The sequence below is a fragment of the Chryseobacterium sp. WG23 genome (assembly GCF_024586575.1).
GTDB lineage: Bacteria > Bacteroidota > Bacteroidia > Flavobacteriales > Weeksellaceae > Chryseobacterium.
Genome location: NZ_JALCZE010000006.1, coordinates 42,986 through 60,673, shown reverse-complemented (window position 1 = coordinate 60,673; position 17,688 = coordinate 42,986). Strand labels below are relative to the sequence as shown.

General features: G+C 35.7%; 16 protein-coding genes. 3 read left to right on the top strand and 13 right to left on the bottom strand.

Translation table 11 applies throughout. From position 1 onward, the window contains the following. The 8 genes from MP477_RS10610 to MP477_RS10575 form a co-directional block, all read right to left on the bottom strand. A complete protein-coding gene (locus MP477_RS10610) occupies window positions 1–990 on the bottom strand; it encodes a nitronate monooxygenase family protein (RefSeq protein WP_257190397.1) in 990 nt (329 codons plus the stop codon). 89 nt (window positions 991–1,079) lie between these two features. Continuing rightward, a complete protein-coding gene (locus tag MP477_RS10605) occupies window positions 1,080–2,447 on the bottom strand; it encodes a peptidylprolyl isomerase (RefSeq protein ID WP_230037835.1) in 1,368 nt (455 codons plus the stop codon). A gap of 87 nt (window positions 2,448–2,534) precedes the next feature. Continuing rightward, entirely contained in the window at window positions 2,535–3,458 is a 924-nt protein-coding gene (locus tag MP477_RS10600; protein ID WP_257190396.1) for a PfkB family carbohydrate kinase, read from the bottom strand. 27 nt (window positions 3,459–3,485) lie between these two features. After that, window positions 3,486–4,043, bottom strand: a complete 558-nt coding sequence (gene gldD, locus MP477_RS10595; RefSeq protein ID WP_257190395.1) for a gliding motility lipoprotein GldD — start codon at window positions 4,041–4,043, stop codon at window positions 3,486–3,488. Window positions 4,044–4,087: 44 nt separating this feature from the next. Then, window positions 4,088–5,122: an A/G-specific adenine glycosylase gene (gene mutY / locus MP477_RS10590; protein ID WP_257190394.1), complete on the bottom strand. Its 1,035-nt coding sequence runs from the start codon at window positions 5,120–5,122 to the stop codon at window positions 4,088–4,090. Window positions 5,123–5,202: 80 nt separating this feature from the next. Continuing rightward, window positions 5,203–5,661, bottom strand: a complete 459-nt coding sequence (locus tag MP477_RS10585; protein ID WP_230037843.1) for a hypothetical protein — start codon at window positions 5,659–5,661, stop codon at window positions 5,203–5,205. Window positions 5,662–5,740: 79 nt separating this feature from the next. Then, window positions 5,741–7,102 (bottom strand): DUF5458 family protein, encoded by a 1,362-nt coding sequence (locus tag MP477_RS10580; protein ID WP_230037845.1) that lies wholly within the window; start codon window positions 7,100–7,102, stop codon window positions 5,741–5,743. A gap of 20 nt (window positions 7,103–7,122) precedes the next feature. Then, window positions 7,123–7,569, bottom strand: coding sequence for a type VI secretion system contractile sheath small subunit (locus MP477_RS10575; protein WP_047487911.1), 447 nt, complete (start codon window positions 7,567–7,569; stop codon window positions 7,123–7,125). A 339-nt stretch (window positions 7,570–7,908) separates the two neighbouring features. Between MP477_RS10575 and MP477_RS10570 the strand changes: the two genes are divergently transcribed. Continuing rightward, a complete protein-coding gene (locus tag MP477_RS10570; protein ID WP_257190393.1) occupies window positions 7,909–8,955 on the top strand; it encodes a hypothetical protein in 1,047 nt (348 codons plus the stop codon). A gap of 63 nt (window positions 8,956–9,018) precedes the next feature. Here the strand turns inward: MP477_RS10570 and MP477_RS10565 are convergent, their stop codons facing one another. Next, window positions 9,019–11,115 (bottom strand): M13 family metallopeptidase, encoded by a 2,097-nt coding sequence (locus MP477_RS10565; protein WP_230037849.1) that lies wholly within the window; start codon window positions 11,113–11,115, stop codon window positions 9,019–9,021. Between the two features lie 210 nt (window positions 11,116–11,325). Between MP477_RS10565 and MP477_RS10560 the strand changes: the two genes are divergently transcribed. After that, a complete protein-coding gene (locus MP477_RS10560; protein ID WP_257190392.1) occupies window positions 11,326–11,559 on the top strand; it encodes a hypothetical protein in 234 nt (77 codons plus the stop codon). Here MP477_RS10560 and MP477_RS10555 read toward each other — a convergent pair. The 4 genes from MP477_RS10555 to MP477_RS10540 form a co-directional block, all read right to left on the bottom strand. Next, a complete protein-coding gene (locus tag MP477_RS10555) occupies window positions 11,556–13,121 on the bottom strand; it encodes a hypothetical protein (protein ID WP_257190391.1) in 1,566 nt (521 codons plus the stop codon). The two genes, MP477_RS10560 and MP477_RS10555, sit on opposite strands and share 4 nt — an antisense overlap. A gap of 159 nt (window positions 13,122–13,280) precedes the next feature. After that, a complete protein-coding gene (locus MP477_RS10550; RefSeq protein WP_230037853.1) occupies window positions 13,281–15,338 on the bottom strand; it encodes a M13 family metallopeptidase in 2,058 nt (685 codons plus the stop codon). Between the two features lie 77 nt (window positions 15,339–15,415). Then, window positions 15,416–15,592 (bottom strand): hypothetical protein, encoded by a 177-nt coding sequence (locus tag MP477_RS10545; RefSeq protein ID WP_257190390.1) that lies wholly within the window; start codon window positions 15,590–15,592, stop codon window positions 15,416–15,418. 238 nt (window positions 15,593–15,830) lie between these two features. After that, a complete protein-coding gene (locus MP477_RS10540) occupies window positions 15,831–17,081 on the bottom strand; it encodes a CinA family nicotinamide mononucleotide deamidase-related protein (RefSeq protein WP_257190389.1) in 1,251 nt (416 codons plus the stop codon). Between the two features lie 115 nt (window positions 17,082–17,196). Between MP477_RS10540 and MP477_RS10535 the strand changes: the two genes are divergently transcribed. After that, window positions 17,197–17,670: a hypothetical protein gene (locus tag MP477_RS10535; RefSeq protein ID WP_257190388.1), complete on the top strand. Its 474-nt coding sequence runs from the start codon at window positions 17,197–17,199 to the stop codon at window positions 17,668–17,670. Window positions 17,671–17,688: the final 18 nt, after the last annotated feature.

The following is a 17,688-nucleotide window of genomic DNA, read 5'->3' as shown; positions in this document are numbered from 1 at the left end:
TTAAAAGACCGGCATTTTTGTTTCTTCAAACTCTTTTAAAAGATGGTTGAAAACAGTTTCTACCGGCAGTATATCATCTATTAATGCAGAAACCTGCCCTATTTCTAATTCTCCATCTTCCATATCTCCTTCAAACATTCCTTTTTTTGCCCTGGCTCTTCCTAATGAAGCAATTAAAGCTTCTTTATCTCTTCCGCTTTGGTAAATAGTTTCCAGTTCACCGAAGAATTTATTTTTAACCATTCTTACGGGGGCCAGTTCTTTTAAAGTAAGATGTGTATCTCCTTCCTGCAACTCAGTAATTTTCTTTTTCCAGTTTTCATGCGCGCTGGCTTCAGTAGTAGCAGCAAAACGGGATCCTATCTGTACTCCGTCTGCTCCCAAAATCATTGCCGCTTTCATTTGTGATCCTAAAGCGATTCCTCCGGCAGCAATTAATGGCTTAGAGATATGCTTCTTCACATTAGGAATCAGACAGAACGTTGTCGTTTCATCTCTTCCGTTATGTCCTCCAGCTTCAAAACCTTCCGCAACAACAGCGTCTACTCCAGCCTCTTCACATTTTACGGCAAATTTGGTAGAAGAAACTACATGAGCGACCTTTAATCCTTCTTTCTGAAGTGTTTCCGTATACGTTTTTGGATTTCCTGCCGATGTAAAAACAATTTTCACCCCTTCTTCAAGGATAATCTGAATGATCTCTTCAATATTAGGATATAGCATAGGAACATTCACCCCGAAAGGCCTGTCGGTTGCCTCTTTACATTTCCTGATATTTTCTCTTAAAATATCAGGATACATACTTCCTGCCCCTATTAATCCCAATCCTCCACAATTGGAAACGGCAGAAGCCAGTCTCCATCCCGAATGCCAGATCATGCCAGCCTGAATAATTGGATATTTTATATTAAAAAGCTCTGTAATTCTATTTTGGTTAGCCTGCATTTCATGAATTTTTTTTGCAGAATTGAAATCTATAAAATTGCTCATGCGTAAAAATACAAAAACAAAGGTTTACAAAAAATACCTCTCCATTTTTTAGCATAAAAAAACCTTCAGAAATTCTGAAGGTCTTTGTTTTATTTTTTAACTGTTCCTTTTTTCCAGTTGGATTTAAAATTACAGTTATCGTAACGTCCGTTGATGGAGATAAAGATGTTTGGTAATTTCGAACTAACAAACTTCTCAACCATTTCATTCTTCTTCTTATTCAGCGCCATTTGTTTTATCCTGCTAAAGTCTGTTTCCAGTGTAATCTGGTGTGCAGGTATAGCATCTTCCAATTTAATGATCTTAACCGCTTTTCTTTTATTTTCTTCATCTTCAAAAGCAGTAGTAATATCACCTTTGTTTAATCCTGCCAACTCATAGCTGATTGTTCCCGGGATACTTTCTCTTTCAATTTTATCAGAACCGTCTCCTCCCGGAATGATTCCAGCATTAAATTTGGTTCTTTTATCATCGGAAAATTTAAATGCAGCATCTTTAAACGTCATCTTACCTTCTATAATAAGACCTCTGATACTGTCTAGTTTTGCTTTTGCCGTTTTTAATTCTTCATCTGTAGGAGTAGCTTTTAAAAGAATATGTCTTGCATCATATACTTTTCCGGATTTTTTTATCAACTGAATAATGTGGTATCCAAATTCGGACTCAATAGGATCTGAGATTTCATTTTCCTGAAGGTTTAATGCTGTAGCTTCAAACTGCTTTACCATCTGACCTTTATTGATATTCTTGTATAATCCTCCGTTGGAAGCAGATCCTTCATCTTCAGAATAAATTCTGGCCTGGCTTTCAAAAGTTTCTCCACCTAAGATATCCTGCTTAACTTTTTTCAGTCTGTTGATCAGATCCTGTTTGTGAGCTTCCGTCAACGCCGGATAAATCATAATCTGAGCTAAAGTTACTTCATCTTTTATCTGTGGCAGCTGCATCTTGTACAGGTTATAAAAATCGGTAACCTCATTAGGTGTTACATCGGCTTTTTCGGTAACTCTCTGGTATTTTGCCTGCCCATAATACTGGTCTGTATCAATTTTTTCGATAGCATTCTTCATCTCATAAGCATTTCTGAACTTATAAGCAGCAAGCATCGTTTTTTCATCTGGAAATTGAGAAAGCAACTGACGGTATTTTCCATTAGCCTGCTCCTTGATCGCTGCAGAACGGTTTTCAATCAATGTATCTTTTTTTGCCTCGTATACAAGAAGCTTATTGCTGATAAGGTTTTCCAGGAACTCACATTTATCTGTATTAGAAGCTCCCTGCTGCTTTCCATAATTCATTTGCTCAGCTACATCAGATTCCAAAACAATCTCATCACCGATAACAGCAGCAATACCATCCACTAAATCTCCTTGTTTTAGCTGGGCATTCATCATATTTGAAGAGAATATCATTATGAAAATCCCAAGGAGAAAAGTGATTTTTAGTCTATTTGTCATTTTACTATTTTAAACAAGTTGCAAATTTAGAATTCTTAACGAATTTCACTCAATTTTTTATTATAAATATTTCTTAAAAAGACTTATTTACTGCAGTTCAACATCAAATGTCGTTAATTCTTTAAATTGTCTCAATCTCTCGAACATATCAGCTTCTCCAACTTCCTGAATTCTTTCTGTTCCGAATTTTTCTACGGTAAATGAAGCCATTGCAGAGCCTACAATTAAAGCAGACTTCATTGTTTCGAAATCAAGCTTCCCTTTTTTAGCAAGATAAGCTGCAAAACCTCCTGCAAAAGTATCTCCTGCCCCTGTTGGGTCGAAAACATCCTCTAACGGAAGTGCAGGAATAGCAAATACTTTATTATCGTGGAAAAGTAAAGCTCCGTGCTCTCCTTTTTTGATGATTACATATTCAGGGCCCATTGTATGAATTTTCTTAGCTGCTTTTACTAAAGAATATTCTCCTGAAAGCTGTCTTGCTTCTTCATCATTGATCGTGATTACATCTGTTTTAGCAATCATATCCATTAGAATATCCCAAGCACTGTCCATCCAGAAATTCATGGTATCCAGGATAACAAGTTTAGGACGCTTATTCATTTTTTCAAGTACTGACAACTGAACTCCAGGGTGTAGGTTTCCAAGTAATAAAATTTCTGAATCCTGCATAGAATCCGGAATTTTAGGATCAAAATTTTCCAACACATTCACTTCTGTAGCTAAAGTGTCTCTGGTATTTAAATCATTATGATATTTTCCTGACCAGAAGAAAGTTTTCCCTTCTTTTACAATTTCAATTCCTTCAATGTTTATGTCTCTGTCTGTAAACATATCAAGGTATTCTTGTGGAAAATCTCCTCCTACTACAGAAACGATACCCGATTTAACGCCTAAAATAGATGAAGTGATTCCAATATAAGTGGCTGCACCGCCTAAAATTTTGTCCGTTTTACCAAATGGTGTTTCGATTGCATCAAATGCAACACTTCCTACAACTAAAAGTTTCATATATTTTTCAATGTATATTAAAAGTAATTATTTTTTCCATTCAAAAGAGTCCAGCAAGTGCTTCATATCGTTTTTGATATAGTTCACTGCAGGAGCCAGAGAGTCCGGTTTCGGTCTCGTATTAAAGTATAAGTAAGCAGTTACAAAATGTTTTGTACTGTCTGTAATGTAAAATTGAAGATTGGAGGCACTTTGCCCTTTCAGTTCATAAAAGTTTCCATAGACCTTTTTTTCAGGATACTCAAAAGACTTCGTGTCTATAGAACTGGCTTTAATGGTGTGTTCATAAACCATTTTTTCGGCTTCCTTGATATGTTCAGCAAAGTCATTCTGTATCGGATAATACGTAACAAAAACTTTGGCTTTCATTTTTGGATAATTAAGATAGTACCAGCAAGGTTTCTTTCCTGCCGTAATGGAAACAAAATCAGAATATTCAAAAGTATAAGCACAATTGTTTTCAAACTTTTGATATTTCGGAGTTGGATATTCCAGACGCAATTCTCCATAAGGCTTCGGAGCAGTGTCTTTTCCACATGAAAGTAAAAGAAGTGATACAAAAATAAAAATGACTTTTTTAATCATTTTGCAAAAGTACAAATTAGATTTCAGATTTCGGAAGACAAATTTCAGTCTTTCAGAGAGTTTTGAATGTAATTTTCCAAAGGTTTGGGAAAGGATTTTTCATGAGAGCCCTGAATATCTGTAATGAGGTATTGATTTTCAGCTATAAAAGTATTCCATATCTTCTCTGAAGGCACTTCCACATTATATATTTCAATACTTAAATTCTTGTGAGTCAGCTTATGGGTAATGGTTTTCGAATGGGTAATAAAAGTTTCCATTTCCACAGGAATAGCTGTTGGAAACTCAAATAATTTTTTCCAGATAAAGTCATCTTTTCTCTGGCGGATCAGAAAATGCCCATTTCTTTGAACGAAATAATAGGTTAAAGCAAGATCTTCAGTCTTTACTTTCTTTGTTTTCACAGGATAATTGGCTGTTTTTTGCAAAGAAAATGCAAGACAATCTTTATTAATTGGACATTCTCCGCAAAGAGGATTTTTCGGTTTGCAGATCTCTGAACCCAGATCCATCATCGCTTGATTGAAATCGCCTACATTGTCAGGCATCACCAAAGCAGCCAATTCCGAAAAATAGATAAAAGCTCTGGAGTTTGAAATGTCAAAATCATCAGCAAAAAGACGGCTTAGCACTCTATAAAAGTTTCCGTCTACAGCAGGCATCTTTCCTCCGAAACAGATACTTGACACCGCAGCTGCAGTATATTTACCAATTCCTTTTAATGTTAAAATATTTTGATACTGAGTTGGAAATACCCCCTGATAATCATCCATTATCTGCCTGGCCGCTTTATGAATATTAATAGCTCTGGAGTAATAGCCTAATCCTTTCCAGTATAATAAGACCTCATCTTCATCAGCTTCTGCCAATGTTTTTACATCGGGAAATCTTTTGATAAAATTATTGTAGTGATTTAATCCCTGATTGATCCTTGTCTGCTGAAATACAATTTCACATATCCAGATCTTATAAGGGTCTTTTGTCTGTCTGAAAGGCAGATCCCTTGCATTATTTTTATACCACTCCAAAAGCCTGTTTCCTATATGAAGAAAATCTGAGCCTGTTCTACTATTTTCCAAAAATCTTAACTATTTATATCGCGGAAGAGATAAAAGCTCTCCTGATGAACATTATTTGAAGCTGCAAAGATAGGTTTATTTTATTTTTTCTTCACAGAATATACCGGAGCTGCTTTCAGCCACTGATATTTAAGATTTCTGTCTTTTGCAATAAACCGGTATCCCTGAAGGCTTTTCAGATAAACGTACATAGAATCATTATTCTTCAGCTTGAGCCTCTGTGGTGATAGGAACTGAAACGGATATTTCATGACAGAATCTCTTACGGTTTTCAATACTGTTCCGGATCTTACCTTATAGATAAAGAATGGTTTTCCACGGTCTTTTGAACTGTCTGCCAGCTTTACTTCCGAGCTTGCAATTACCAGCTCACTACCATCAAAGCATTCGTCTTCGTTCATGATATAAGCTTTACCTTCCTGATGCTCATCTGCAAATAAATCATTCTCGTAATTGCCCGGGCTCTGGTATTTTTTTTCACAGCTTACCAAAACTGCCATTAATAATACAGGCAGTACCAGGTTCAATTTTTTATTCATCTTACTATTTATTGGTGTTGGTAGAAAAAAACCGATGAAAAAAATTGCATCGGTTCTTTATTATTTAAAAATAAGTTTTTTATTCCTGAGTATATTCTGCATCCCATTCGTTACCATCATCTCCTTTGTGTCCGTCTAATTTAATAACGAAACTTTTTGTTGGGAAATAAGGGGTCATACGGATATCAAGCCATACTCTGTCTTTGTTCACTCTGTCTTGCTCGAAACGAACAATCTTGAATTTTTCAATTAATTTATCCGGTCCTTTGATATTGTCTAAGAATGTTACGATCTGTCTTCTCAAGTCATCTTCATTCTTAGCATTCCAGTTTTCGAAAGCTCTTCTGTTCAGGAAGTCAAGTAATACTTTAGTTACATAGTCGAATACACGAACTACGGAATAGGTCTGAAGACCGATGTTATCTCCTGTAAACAATGTTTTTGCAGAGAATGCCATGATTTTTCCATATTCGTTTACCATTGGTACAAGACCCATTTTTTCCAGCTGAGAAATTTCACTTTTCTTCAATTCGAATTTTACAGCGTCTACTTCGTTGATATTACCGTGTTTTTTACCGGCAGCTACCTGAGACATTAAAGTTTTGTGGATTTTTCCTGCTAATGAAGTGGAAGGAGGAAGTTCTACGTTATCTTCTTCTCCTACTTCTTCGGCTTTTCCACGTCCTACCAACCAGTTACAGGTCATAATTACATTACTTCTGTGAAGTTCTCCTCCTGTAAGGTTTGCAGAGTGGAATAAATCTACTACATCATCCGGTTTATCAAGGTTTGCAAAGTCTGTAACCATCATTACTTTATTCTCGTTACAGATTTTCGCCCATTTTTCAATGACTTTATTAGATCCTAAATACCCTGGTATTGCAAGGATTGAATAGTTATCTCTAAGGTCTAAACGGTCATAATAATTTTTGAATTCTTCAGAAATTGCATCAATAAATAAAGGATTATCTAAATCTGAAACCTGATCGATACTGGCATTGACAATGCTTACATTATCCACTTTATCCAATTCTGTATTTTTATAGAATTGTGCTACTGTTCTATAGTTGGTTTCCAACAGACGAACAGCATCAAGTGTATTTTTTAAGTTGGTTTTTAAATTCTGATCGGCCTGCTGTGCTTTACTTTTGCACGTTTCAGCCATTTTATCAGCAGATTCATTTCCTTCCAACAGGCTCACCCAAAGGTTGATTTTCTGAAGAAGTTCTTTTCTTTCATCTGCTTTATTGCTATCGGTAAGGAAAATTTCTTTTCTTGCCTTTCTTGTAGGGTTCATATTGGCGACTCCGTCTACAACGGATTCAACAAAGCCAAAACCTCCCATTTTATTGAGCTCTGCAAGTGGGTTGCCTTTCGGCTGCCCTGAGTGTTGCTGCTGCCCTTGCTGTTGGCTTTCCTGCGCCTGTAATTTGCTATCCATGATTTAATGTAAGTCTTTAATTATTTTTCAAGTTCCTGTGCTACGTCTTTCAGTACTTCGATGAACGCAGCCCTTGTCTGATCGTTCTCCAGCATATTTCGTAGAATTTTATTTGTTTTCAGCTGACGTACAATCTTGTTGTACTGCTCCTGCTCCATGCTCAGCTGCTGCAGATAATCTGATTTCTGAGTAAGGCTTTTGGGTGTAAAGTCGCCAAGATTTTGAAAACGGAATTCTTCTTCTACTACGCTCCCATCTTCTGTTTCATGCTGTACAGCTACAGAAGGCTGAAAATGTCTGAAAACATCTTCTACGGTTTTTAATCCTGTTACAATTTCAGGGGTATAAGATTCTTCTGTTGTAAGCTGGCTTACTATCAGTGATTTATTTTCCTGTATTTCCTGAATAGCTTCATTAGCGTCTACTTTTACCTCGTTTCCGCCAACACCATAATTAAACATTGCCATATTATTATTATTTTGAGATTTACTATTTTGGTTTGGATCTGTGTTTGAGTAATTTACGGACGTATCAAATAAATTACCAATCCAATGTTTAAATTTAAAAAAAAACTGTAACATACAAAATTTTGTCAAGATTTTTCTTGATTTATTTAAATTTAGCTATAATTACTTAACATACAATCACCATTTTACGATATCACTAAGCTATGAAAAATAAATAAAAATAAACCATAGAAAGATAAAATAAAATTTGATGTACTTTGATCAAACATTTGTTAAAATCAGAATTCCTCCCACGTGAGGAAAAAATATTCTTTATATTTAAATAAAGTAAACAGAATAATGAAAGATGTAAAGATTGCTTTTAGAAAACCAATATATCCTGTTTCAGAGGCATTAGAGCAGTATTTGGAAAAACATAACAGGACAACCAAGATCCAGTTTTTATATGAGGATCTGCTAAGATTCAGTGACAGTGTGAATATTCTGGATAAGGACGGCAAAGATACTTTATGGCTTGGTGTATTATATTCTGAATATGAGTTCAGAGAAATAGAGGCTAATTTAAATAAAATTTATACCCTCCTTCATTCTGATGGAGATGAGGCTACTTTACCCTATCTGAAAGTGGATACGATCGATTTTTGCACTTTCGGAAACTCTAAACCTTTCCGAATTCGGGTGAGAAATATCCTGAACGACAATTATACCAATTTTTATATTAAACAAGCCGATGCTTCACGCATATACGGGCTGGAAATTGAAGACCTTCTTTCTCCCAACCGGATTAACTTTCTGATTTATAAAAACACTTTAATAGAAGAGCATATCCTAGGAATTCCCGGGGATGTTTTTATTCAGAAGCATTTACACAATTGTACAGAACCGGAAAAGGCGCAAATCTCCAAAGAATTTGTAAAATTCAATGAACGCTGCCTTATTGGACTGCTTGGTGACATGCGCTCTTATAATTACGTTATCATTCCTATACACGATTTTGATCAGGTTATCTACAGAATCCGTCCCATTGATTTTGACCAGCAAAGTTATGAAGGGAATTTAAAAGTTTATCTTCCTCAGTATTTCAAAGAAAACAGTGTGATGGTTAATATGGTACTGGAAAAATTGAAGCCTAATTCTATAGAACAATACCGTAAAGAAGTACGTTCACAAATTGTAAAAAGAGTGACCAGCAGCAAAAACAGATTCGATGAACTCATTTCTATTATGAAAAAAGAAAATATTGCGCCGGAAGCCAATGTTACAGAGCTAAAAACAGCTTTGCAAAAACTCACGTACGACATCAATTTCAAGTATTGTAAAACGATGGGAGATATTATAGAAACAGGGATAAAGTTTGTTCTCAGGAATTATAAGAAAGCGTATTAAAAGAGAATCCGTCTCACATTGAATTGAGACGGATTCTTTCTTTTCTAACAATTTTTGGTATTACTACCAGATTTTTATTCTGTCCTGAGGAGCTTTATACATTTTATCACCAGGTTTGATATCAAATGCTTTGATAAATGCATCCTGATTAACTAATGGTCCAAATGCCCTGTACACTCCCGGAGAGTGAGGATCTGTTTTTACCTGATTGATCATATACTGATCTGTAGCTTTTGTTCTCCAGACGGTAGCCCAGCTTAAGAAAAATCTCTGATCCTGAGTGAATCCACTGATCTTACCTGGATTTCCTTTATCTTTTAAATACATTTGAAGGGCATCATAAGCTACAGATACGCCTCCTAAGTCACCGATATTTTCTCCGCTTGTAAATTTACCGTTTACAAAACTTCCTTTTACAGGTTCATACGCATTATATTGAGCAGCAAGCTGTCCTACTTTTGCATCAAAGTTCTTACGGTCAGCATCTGTCCACCAGTTATTAAGATTTCCGTCACCATCGAAACGGGAACCACTGTCATCAAATCCGTGAGAGATCTCATGTCCAATAACGGCTCCAATTCCCCCGAAATTCACGGCTGCATCTGCTTTAGGGTTATAGAAAGGAGGCTGAAGGATTGCTGCAGGGAATACAATTTCATTATTTGATCCGCTGTAGTATGCATTTACAGTTTGTGGAGACATTCCCCATTCTGTTTTATCAACAGGTTTTCCTACTTTGTCTAAGCTTCTCTGATACTGCCATGCCGCTACATTCTGAAGGTTGGAATATAATGTTGCTCCCTTATTGGTAGCTTCCACTTTCAACTGGGAATAATCTTTCCATTTATCAGGATAAGCGATCTTTACTGTAAATTTAGAAAGTTTTTCCTGAGCTTTTACTTTTGTTTCAGGAGACATCCAGTCTATATTGGCGATATGCGTTTTAAATGATTTTAAAAGGTAATCGATATACGTTTCCATCTGCTGTTTTGCTTCCGGAGTAAAATATTTTTCAACATATAATTTACCGAACGCTTCCCCAAGAACACCGTTAACCATTGTAAGGCCTCTCTTGTTCATTGGACGCTGCTCTTTCTGTCCCTGCAGATATTTTGCATAGAAATCAAATCTGATTTGTTCTAAACTTTCATCTAAATTACTTGCATTACCGTTAATAAGGTGATACTTCAGATAATCTTTTAAGAGAGGAAGGTTTTTTGGCGTTACAAACTGATCCATATTCTGATAATATTTCAGTTCTCCGATGATTACCCTGTCTGTATTTACCCCTGCATCTTTTAAATATTTTGCAAGGTCTATATTTTTCACAAGCCCCGAAAGCTCAGATACATTTTTAGGATTGTATCTCAGGTTAGCATCTCTGTTCTGCTCAAGAGTCAATAAATAATTGGCAAGTTGTTTCTCGAAATCAACCACATTCTGCCCTGCCTGAGCTGAATTTTTATATCCTAAAACCCCGAATAATTTTCCGACATATGCCTGATATTCTGCTAAAGTTTTAGTATTTGCTTCGTTTACTTTCTGATAATAATCTCTTCCCAAACCAAGATCCGGACCTCCAAGATATACAGCATTCATTTTAGAATTCTTCATATCTGCGCTTACCCGCCAGCCATAGAAAGAATTATCTCCTAATTTTGTTGCTTCCAGAAGGTACTTCTGAAGATCATTAAGGTTTTTAATGGCATCAATTTTTGTTAAATCACTTTTTATAGGTGATAAACCATCTGCATTTCTTTTGCTGGTATCCATAAAAGAAGCATACAGATTCTGAATTTTCTGCCCTTCAGTTCCTTCAGCATATTTTTCGGATAAAATTTTGTTTAAGATATCCAGTGAAGCATCATCCACATTTTCCCTCAATGCATTGAAAGATCCCCAATTGGCTTTATCAGAAGGAATCTGAGTGTTTTTCACCCAATTTCCGTTCACATAGCTAAAAAAGTCATCCTGTGGACGCACATTGGTATCCATATATGATACATTGATTCCCTCATCTTTTACTTCTTCTTTCACCGTCTCAGCAATTACTGCCGTAGCTTCAGTTTTTGTATCTGTCCCTGCAGTCTTCGTTGTACCACAAGAATTAAGAAATACAAGACCTGAAAGGGCAAGTATTCCAATATTTAGCTTTTTCATTAAAGATATTTTTGATTTTACACAAACTTATCAAATATACAAACTTTACTGATAATAGTTGAGGGATAATTAAAAAATGATGGAGTATAATTAGTTGAGGGATTTGGGACATGAGACTCGGATATAATGTGGAGATTGGGTTTATTTTAGGTTTTGGCTAAAGCCTAATGTATGGTGTTTATGAAGAAAGCGGACTAAAGTCCGCTTCTATTGATGGGTGATATGTGGATGGTATCTGCATTCGTTATAGACCACCCGTCAAATCAAAGGTTTGACACCCCTCCGGAGGAGGGGAATGATGGAGGTCTTTCATTTACAGATATGGGTAAAGCACCCGCACTTCTAACTTCTAACTTCTCCTTTAATCCCTACAAAAACAAAAACCGTTCATTGCTGAACGGTTTGTATGATTACCAGATTTTAATTCCGGATTCTAAAAATTAAATTAGACGTACCTCTCCTGTTATTTTTATAATATCTGAGCCTTCAGACACCGGTCTTTTAATATTGATGGTACCATCATTATTGTTAATATGAGATTCCAAAACTCCTGTGGCTGACACTCCGGAAGCATTAAATTCATAAAAGATATTTCCTACAAAAAAACCTTTATAATATCTGATTCCTGACTGAACATTTACTTCAAGATTCACGTAAATAATCTGCGTCCATGTATTCTTTATCTTCGTTTTAAGATGTAAAAAGCCAGGCTGTGAAGAGTCCAACTCAAATCCTGACGGACCATCATATCCTCGTGTATATTGTCCTGAATAATTTCCTGGAATCAGACCTTTTCCATTTCGGATATTGGCTAAGTAAGAAGGGAACTTTGTTTTAGCATTGATATTAAAATTAGCTCCAAAATTGTCTATTAAAAGATCATTAATAGAATTTCCATGAATCGTATCAAAACTCATTTCCATTCCGTAACCATAATCATTTTCAATATTTTCAAATAGCTGTTGATAGTCTGTCATTCCAATAAACGTATTATTAGGTAACAGATGTACACTATTCAATGGCAATCCTTTATATTTTATAAGTTTGTGCTGGGGTTGTACAAATCTGATATAATTATTATCTATTGTAAAATTATTAATATAATCATTAAATTCAAAAGCTCTGTCAAAGCCTTCAAGGTATGAATTGACAATTGAACAGTTATATACAGAAGAGTTAAATTGAATTCCTGTTGTGACTCCTTCAATGGATACAGCATCAAAATGACAAGCCGTTAAAGGACCATCAAATTTATATCCCACTAAAGAATTGGCAGCTATCAATGAACGGAAAATATTCAGATTCATTTCACCTGAAAAAATAAAACGCTCACCTATTCTTGTATCATGCTGATGGGTGGTTCTTAAATCATCAAAAACTGTATAATAATTATTGATTGACTTCAGTAGAGTTGAAAAATTGGCTGAAGAAATGTTAAATAATTTACAACCCTGATGCCAGTTTTTAATAATCAAAGCAGGATTGGTAACATCATAAAAAGTGGTCTGAAGGGAAAAGTTTCCAAATTTAATTCCCTGAGACATGCTATTATCCTTATCTGTTTCTATTGAGCTGATTAATTGACCATTCTTATAATACCCAGACTTAAACACAGTGACATCAGCTTTTATTAAAAATATAGATTCATTAAAATCATACGTTTTAGATAAAAAGGCAAAATCAGGATGCTGCGGAATTAAAATAGTGTCAGAAATAACATAGGTTCCTTTACCCGCAGTAACCGATAATTTAAATTGATCTGCAATAATAAAAGCTTGCTGAATAGCAGCTGTACTATCAATGATACCCTGTGGTGATGCACCAAACCACCTGATATCTACACGACTGTCTTCCAGTACTCTTCTGTAGTAAACATTTCCAACTTTTTTGAAAAGAATATCATCACAGTAGCTATCAATAATTGGAATATTGTCATATGTTTTATCTGTCTCTATAAAAGTTACCCATTCTCCGATATACGGATCATTAATTTCAATTGTATTCATCTTATTATTTTTATTATTTGGTAGCGAAATAATACATCTTGCAAGATTTACTTCTGAAATCAAAGATATTTATGGGTAGCGACAAAACCCGTCGTGTTATAATTTTAAAAACAAAAAATCACCTAAAATTTAGGTGATTTTTTATGTTAATAATAGGTATTACCAGATTTTAATTCTTTCTTCAGGAGCTTTGTATAGCTTGTCTCCTTTTTTCACGTCGAATGCTTTGTAGAATGAATCAACATTGATCAGCGGGCCGAAACTTCTGAAGTACCCCGGAGAGTGCGGATCCGTCTTCACCTGATTGATCATGTATTTCTCACTTGATAACGTTCTCCAAACGGTTGCCCAGCTTAAGAAGAATCTCTGATCCTGAGAGAATCCACTGATTTTCCCTGGGTTTCCTTTATCTTTTAAGTACATCTGAAGAGCGTCATATGCAATATTTACACCTCCTAAGTCAGCGATATTTTCACCATTTGTGAAAGTACCGTTTACAAAAGTTCCTTTTACGGGTTCATATTTATCATATTGAGAAGCAAGAGCTTTTGTAGCTTTTTCGAAGTTGGCTTTATCTTCCGGAGTCCACCAGTCTACTAAGTTACCGTCTGCATCAAACTGAGCACCTGAATCATCAAATCCGTGGCTCATTTCGTGACCGATAACGGCACCAATTCCACCGAAGTTTACAGCAGCATCAGCTTTAGGGTTGAAGAATGGCGGCTGAAGGATTGCTGCAGGGAACACGATTTCGTTGTTTACCGGGTTATAGTAAGCATTTACCGTTTGTGGAGTCATTCCCCATTCTGATTTATCAACCGGCTTGCCAATTTTAGCTAGATCTTTATTGTACTGCCATTCAGCAATATTCTGAAGATTTTTGTATAATGTTCCTTCTTTAGATTCAGGAGTAATTTCTAATTTTGAATAATCCTTCCATTTGTCCGGATAAGCAACTTTCACTGTAAATTTGTTCAGTTTCGTCATTGCTTTTGCTTTTGTAGTAGCAGACATCCACGCTAAGTTATTGATGTGAACAGCAAAGCTTTTCTTTAAATAGTCGATCAGTTCTACCATTTGAGCTTTAGCTTCTGCAGGGAAATATTTTTCAACATATAATTTTCCGAAAGCTTCTCCCAGAGAACCATTAATCAGCTCAAATCCTCTTTTGTTTAAAGCTCTCTGCTCCTGCTGACCTCTAAGATATTTACCATAGAAAGCAAATCTCATATTTCCAAGGTTCTCACTTAAGTAAGAAGCACTTCCGTTGATCAGGTGAAATTTTAAATAGTCTTTGATGATAGGAAGGTTTTTAGCATTCACTAATTGATCAAAGTTTTTATAATACCCTAATTCTCCGATAATTACTTTATCAGAATTCACCCCTACTTTTTTAAGGTAAGCAGGAAGGTCAACTCCTTTTACCAAAGTGGAAAGCTCAGCCATTGTCTGAGGGTTATACTGAAGGGTATTATCACGGCTCTGCTCGTTTGTAAGATAAGTTTTAGCGATGCTTTTCTCATAATCAACGATACCTTTTGCTGCTTCATCAGCATTTTTGTACCCTAATTCTTTAAGCATAGAAGCTACATATTTCTGATATTCAGCAATAGCTTCTGTATTTTTTTCGTTTACTTTCTGATAGTAGTCTCTTCCTAAACCAAGAGATGCTTCACCCAAGTAAACAGCGTTCATTTTAGAGTCTTTTAAATCTGCATATACTCCCCATCCGTAGAAATTATTCTCGCCTTCTTTAGTTACAGAAGCAAGATAATTCTGAAGATCGGCAACATTTTTGATGGCATCAATTTTAGTCAGATTTCCCTGAATAGGCTTGATTCCGTCTGCATTTCTCTTCTGCATGTTCATATATGTAGCATACAGGTCCTGGATTTTTTTACCCTCACTTCCGTCAGCAAATTTATCTTTCAAAAGCGAGTTCAGGATCGTCATAGAGTTGTTATCCGTATCTTCAGCTAATTTGTTGAAACTTCCCCAAGTTGGCTTATCAGAAGGAATTTTGGCAGTTTTCATCCAGGTTCCACTCACGTAGTTATAAAAATCATCCTGCGGACGTACAGAAGTATCCATAAGGCTAATATCCAAGCCTGTATCTGTGCTGTTTACAACTGTTTTAGTTACTTTAGCCTGGGCATTCACTGTATTTTGTGAACATATTCCTGCTAATAAAAACAAAGAAAGCGTTAGTTTTTTCATTATGATAACAATTTATACAATATGTATGATTTATTTACTATTTGTTACTTTTTTATAAAAACAAATTTAAACAAATATTAAGAAGTTGCTATCTCTTTTACATTTCCTGTTCTTTTCAGGAATCTCCAGGCCTGTATTTCGCCTTTCAGAGCTTTTCTTAAACTTTTAAACAGTACGATATACATCAGCCATCGGTATCCAAATCTCTGCGGAATAACATACGGCAGATTCGTTAATCTTTCACGCTGCATCATAAAGGGAAAAGGAATATCAGTAATAGCTAATATTTTGCTTCCATTTCCGGATAAAATTCAAAAAAAACAATGACGCCAGCCAGCAGTGAGAAAAACGGGATAATATATTGGAATAAGAAGATATTAGGCATCGCCCAAAGCCCCAATCTTTTATTTTAGGGTTAAGAAAGGTCTGTTTCTGCTCAGAAATAATCTTCTGAACTCTTATATTTTATGCTGTAAAAAAAGAGGCGATCTATTAAGAATTTACTAAAAGACTTACCAAATCCTGGATAACCTTTTGAGAAACGAAATCCATAAAATCTACTCTCTCCAGATGTGGCATATATAATTTAGAAGTTACCTCCTGATCATTAATCCTGATGGTATAGAAAACGGTTCCTACTTCTTTACCGTCTTCACCTTTTCCCGGACCTGCAACACCGGTTGTAGAAAGAGAGATATGGCTGTCAAATAATTTCTGAACACCTTCTGCCATTTCCTGTGCCACCTGTTCACTGACTACCGTAAATTGGTCTATCGTTTCCTGAGAAACATTTAAAATCTTCACTTTTTTCTCTGTGGCATAAGCTACTACCCCACCAAGAAAGTATTTTGAACTTCCGGAGACGGAAGTAATCATTTTAGCAAGCCCGCCTCCTGTGCAGCTTTCTGCAGTAGAAATCGTCAGTTTTCTATCAGTAAGCATTTCCGCCAGGATATTTTCAATTTTATCTTCAGATGTTGCAATAACATGATCTTTTATCAGTGGAAGCAGCTTCTGGATTTCCTCTTCAGTCTGCTGTTTCAGAAAATCTTCGTTATCACCGGATGCTGTAAGCCTAAGTTTAACCCGTGTTCCCACCGGAAGATAAGACAGGGCCATATTTTCAGGAAGAGCAAGTTCCCAGTTTTCAATGGTATCAGCCAGGATACTTTCAGGGATTCCGACCACGGAAACAATGCGGCTATGGATATAATTAAGGTTAAATTTTTCCTGTAAATAAGGGATAATCTGGTCTTTGATGAGTGGTTTCACTTCATAAGGAACACCCGGAAGGCTGTAGCATAATTTTCCGTTCTGTTCCATCATCATGCAGGGTGCCGTCCCATAATGATTTTGAAATACGACAGATTTTGTGGGAACAAAAGCCTGCTCTTTATTCCTTTCAAGGATATCCTGTCTTCCTCTTCTTTCCATATATCCCTTCAGATGGTTAAAAGTAACCTCATCCAGGGCAATTTTATCATTAAAAAATTCAGCCAGTGCTTTTTTGGTTTTATCATCTCTGGTGGGTCCCAGCCCGCCGGTTGTAATGATTAAGTCTCCAAGCTCCAAGGCGATTGCAAGTGTATTTTTAATGGTTTCAATTTCGTCCGAAATTGTAAATATCTGAGAAACTTTAATACCTATATTTTTAAGTTCAGAGGCAATAAAATTAGAATTGGTATCTATTGTATTTCCGGAAAGGATTTCATCCCCAATAGTAATCAGAACAGCTTTTTCCATAGATCAGTTTGTTGAAAAAATTCTCCTGCAAATGACGGAAAAATCTATGGCTGCGGCAACATAAAATGATTTTTTCTATTTTTGATGTCGATTATTTAAAACTATAATTAAAATTATGTCTAAATACGATGACGCCTCATGGCATTATGGCGGTGATTTTCCTGAAGAGCTTCCTGAAAAAAATGGAGCTACCCATACGGGAATGTTCCTGAACTGGTGTATTAACAATGATCTTATTTCTGATGATTTAAAAGAAGATGGTAAGGAAGAAATTGAAAAACTAAAACAGCGGGAAATTACAGGTGCCGAGTTTATTATGGATTCCTGTAAAGGTAAATTTTCTGAGTATGACCTGAATGAATTAGGAAATAAATTTGCAAAAGATTACTATGCAGATGATACTGATTTTGGGAACAGATTCAGCTCATTTGCCGATGACTATGTTAATATTTTTGATGCGAAGGCTGAAGAGAATGATTATGAATATGAAACGTTTTATCATATTGAAGATACTTACGAAAACTACGATTTGATGAGGCTGGTTATTGATCATCGTTTTGAAGAATGGAAAGAGTATTCTAAAAAATAAGAGAAAAGGGCCAGTCAG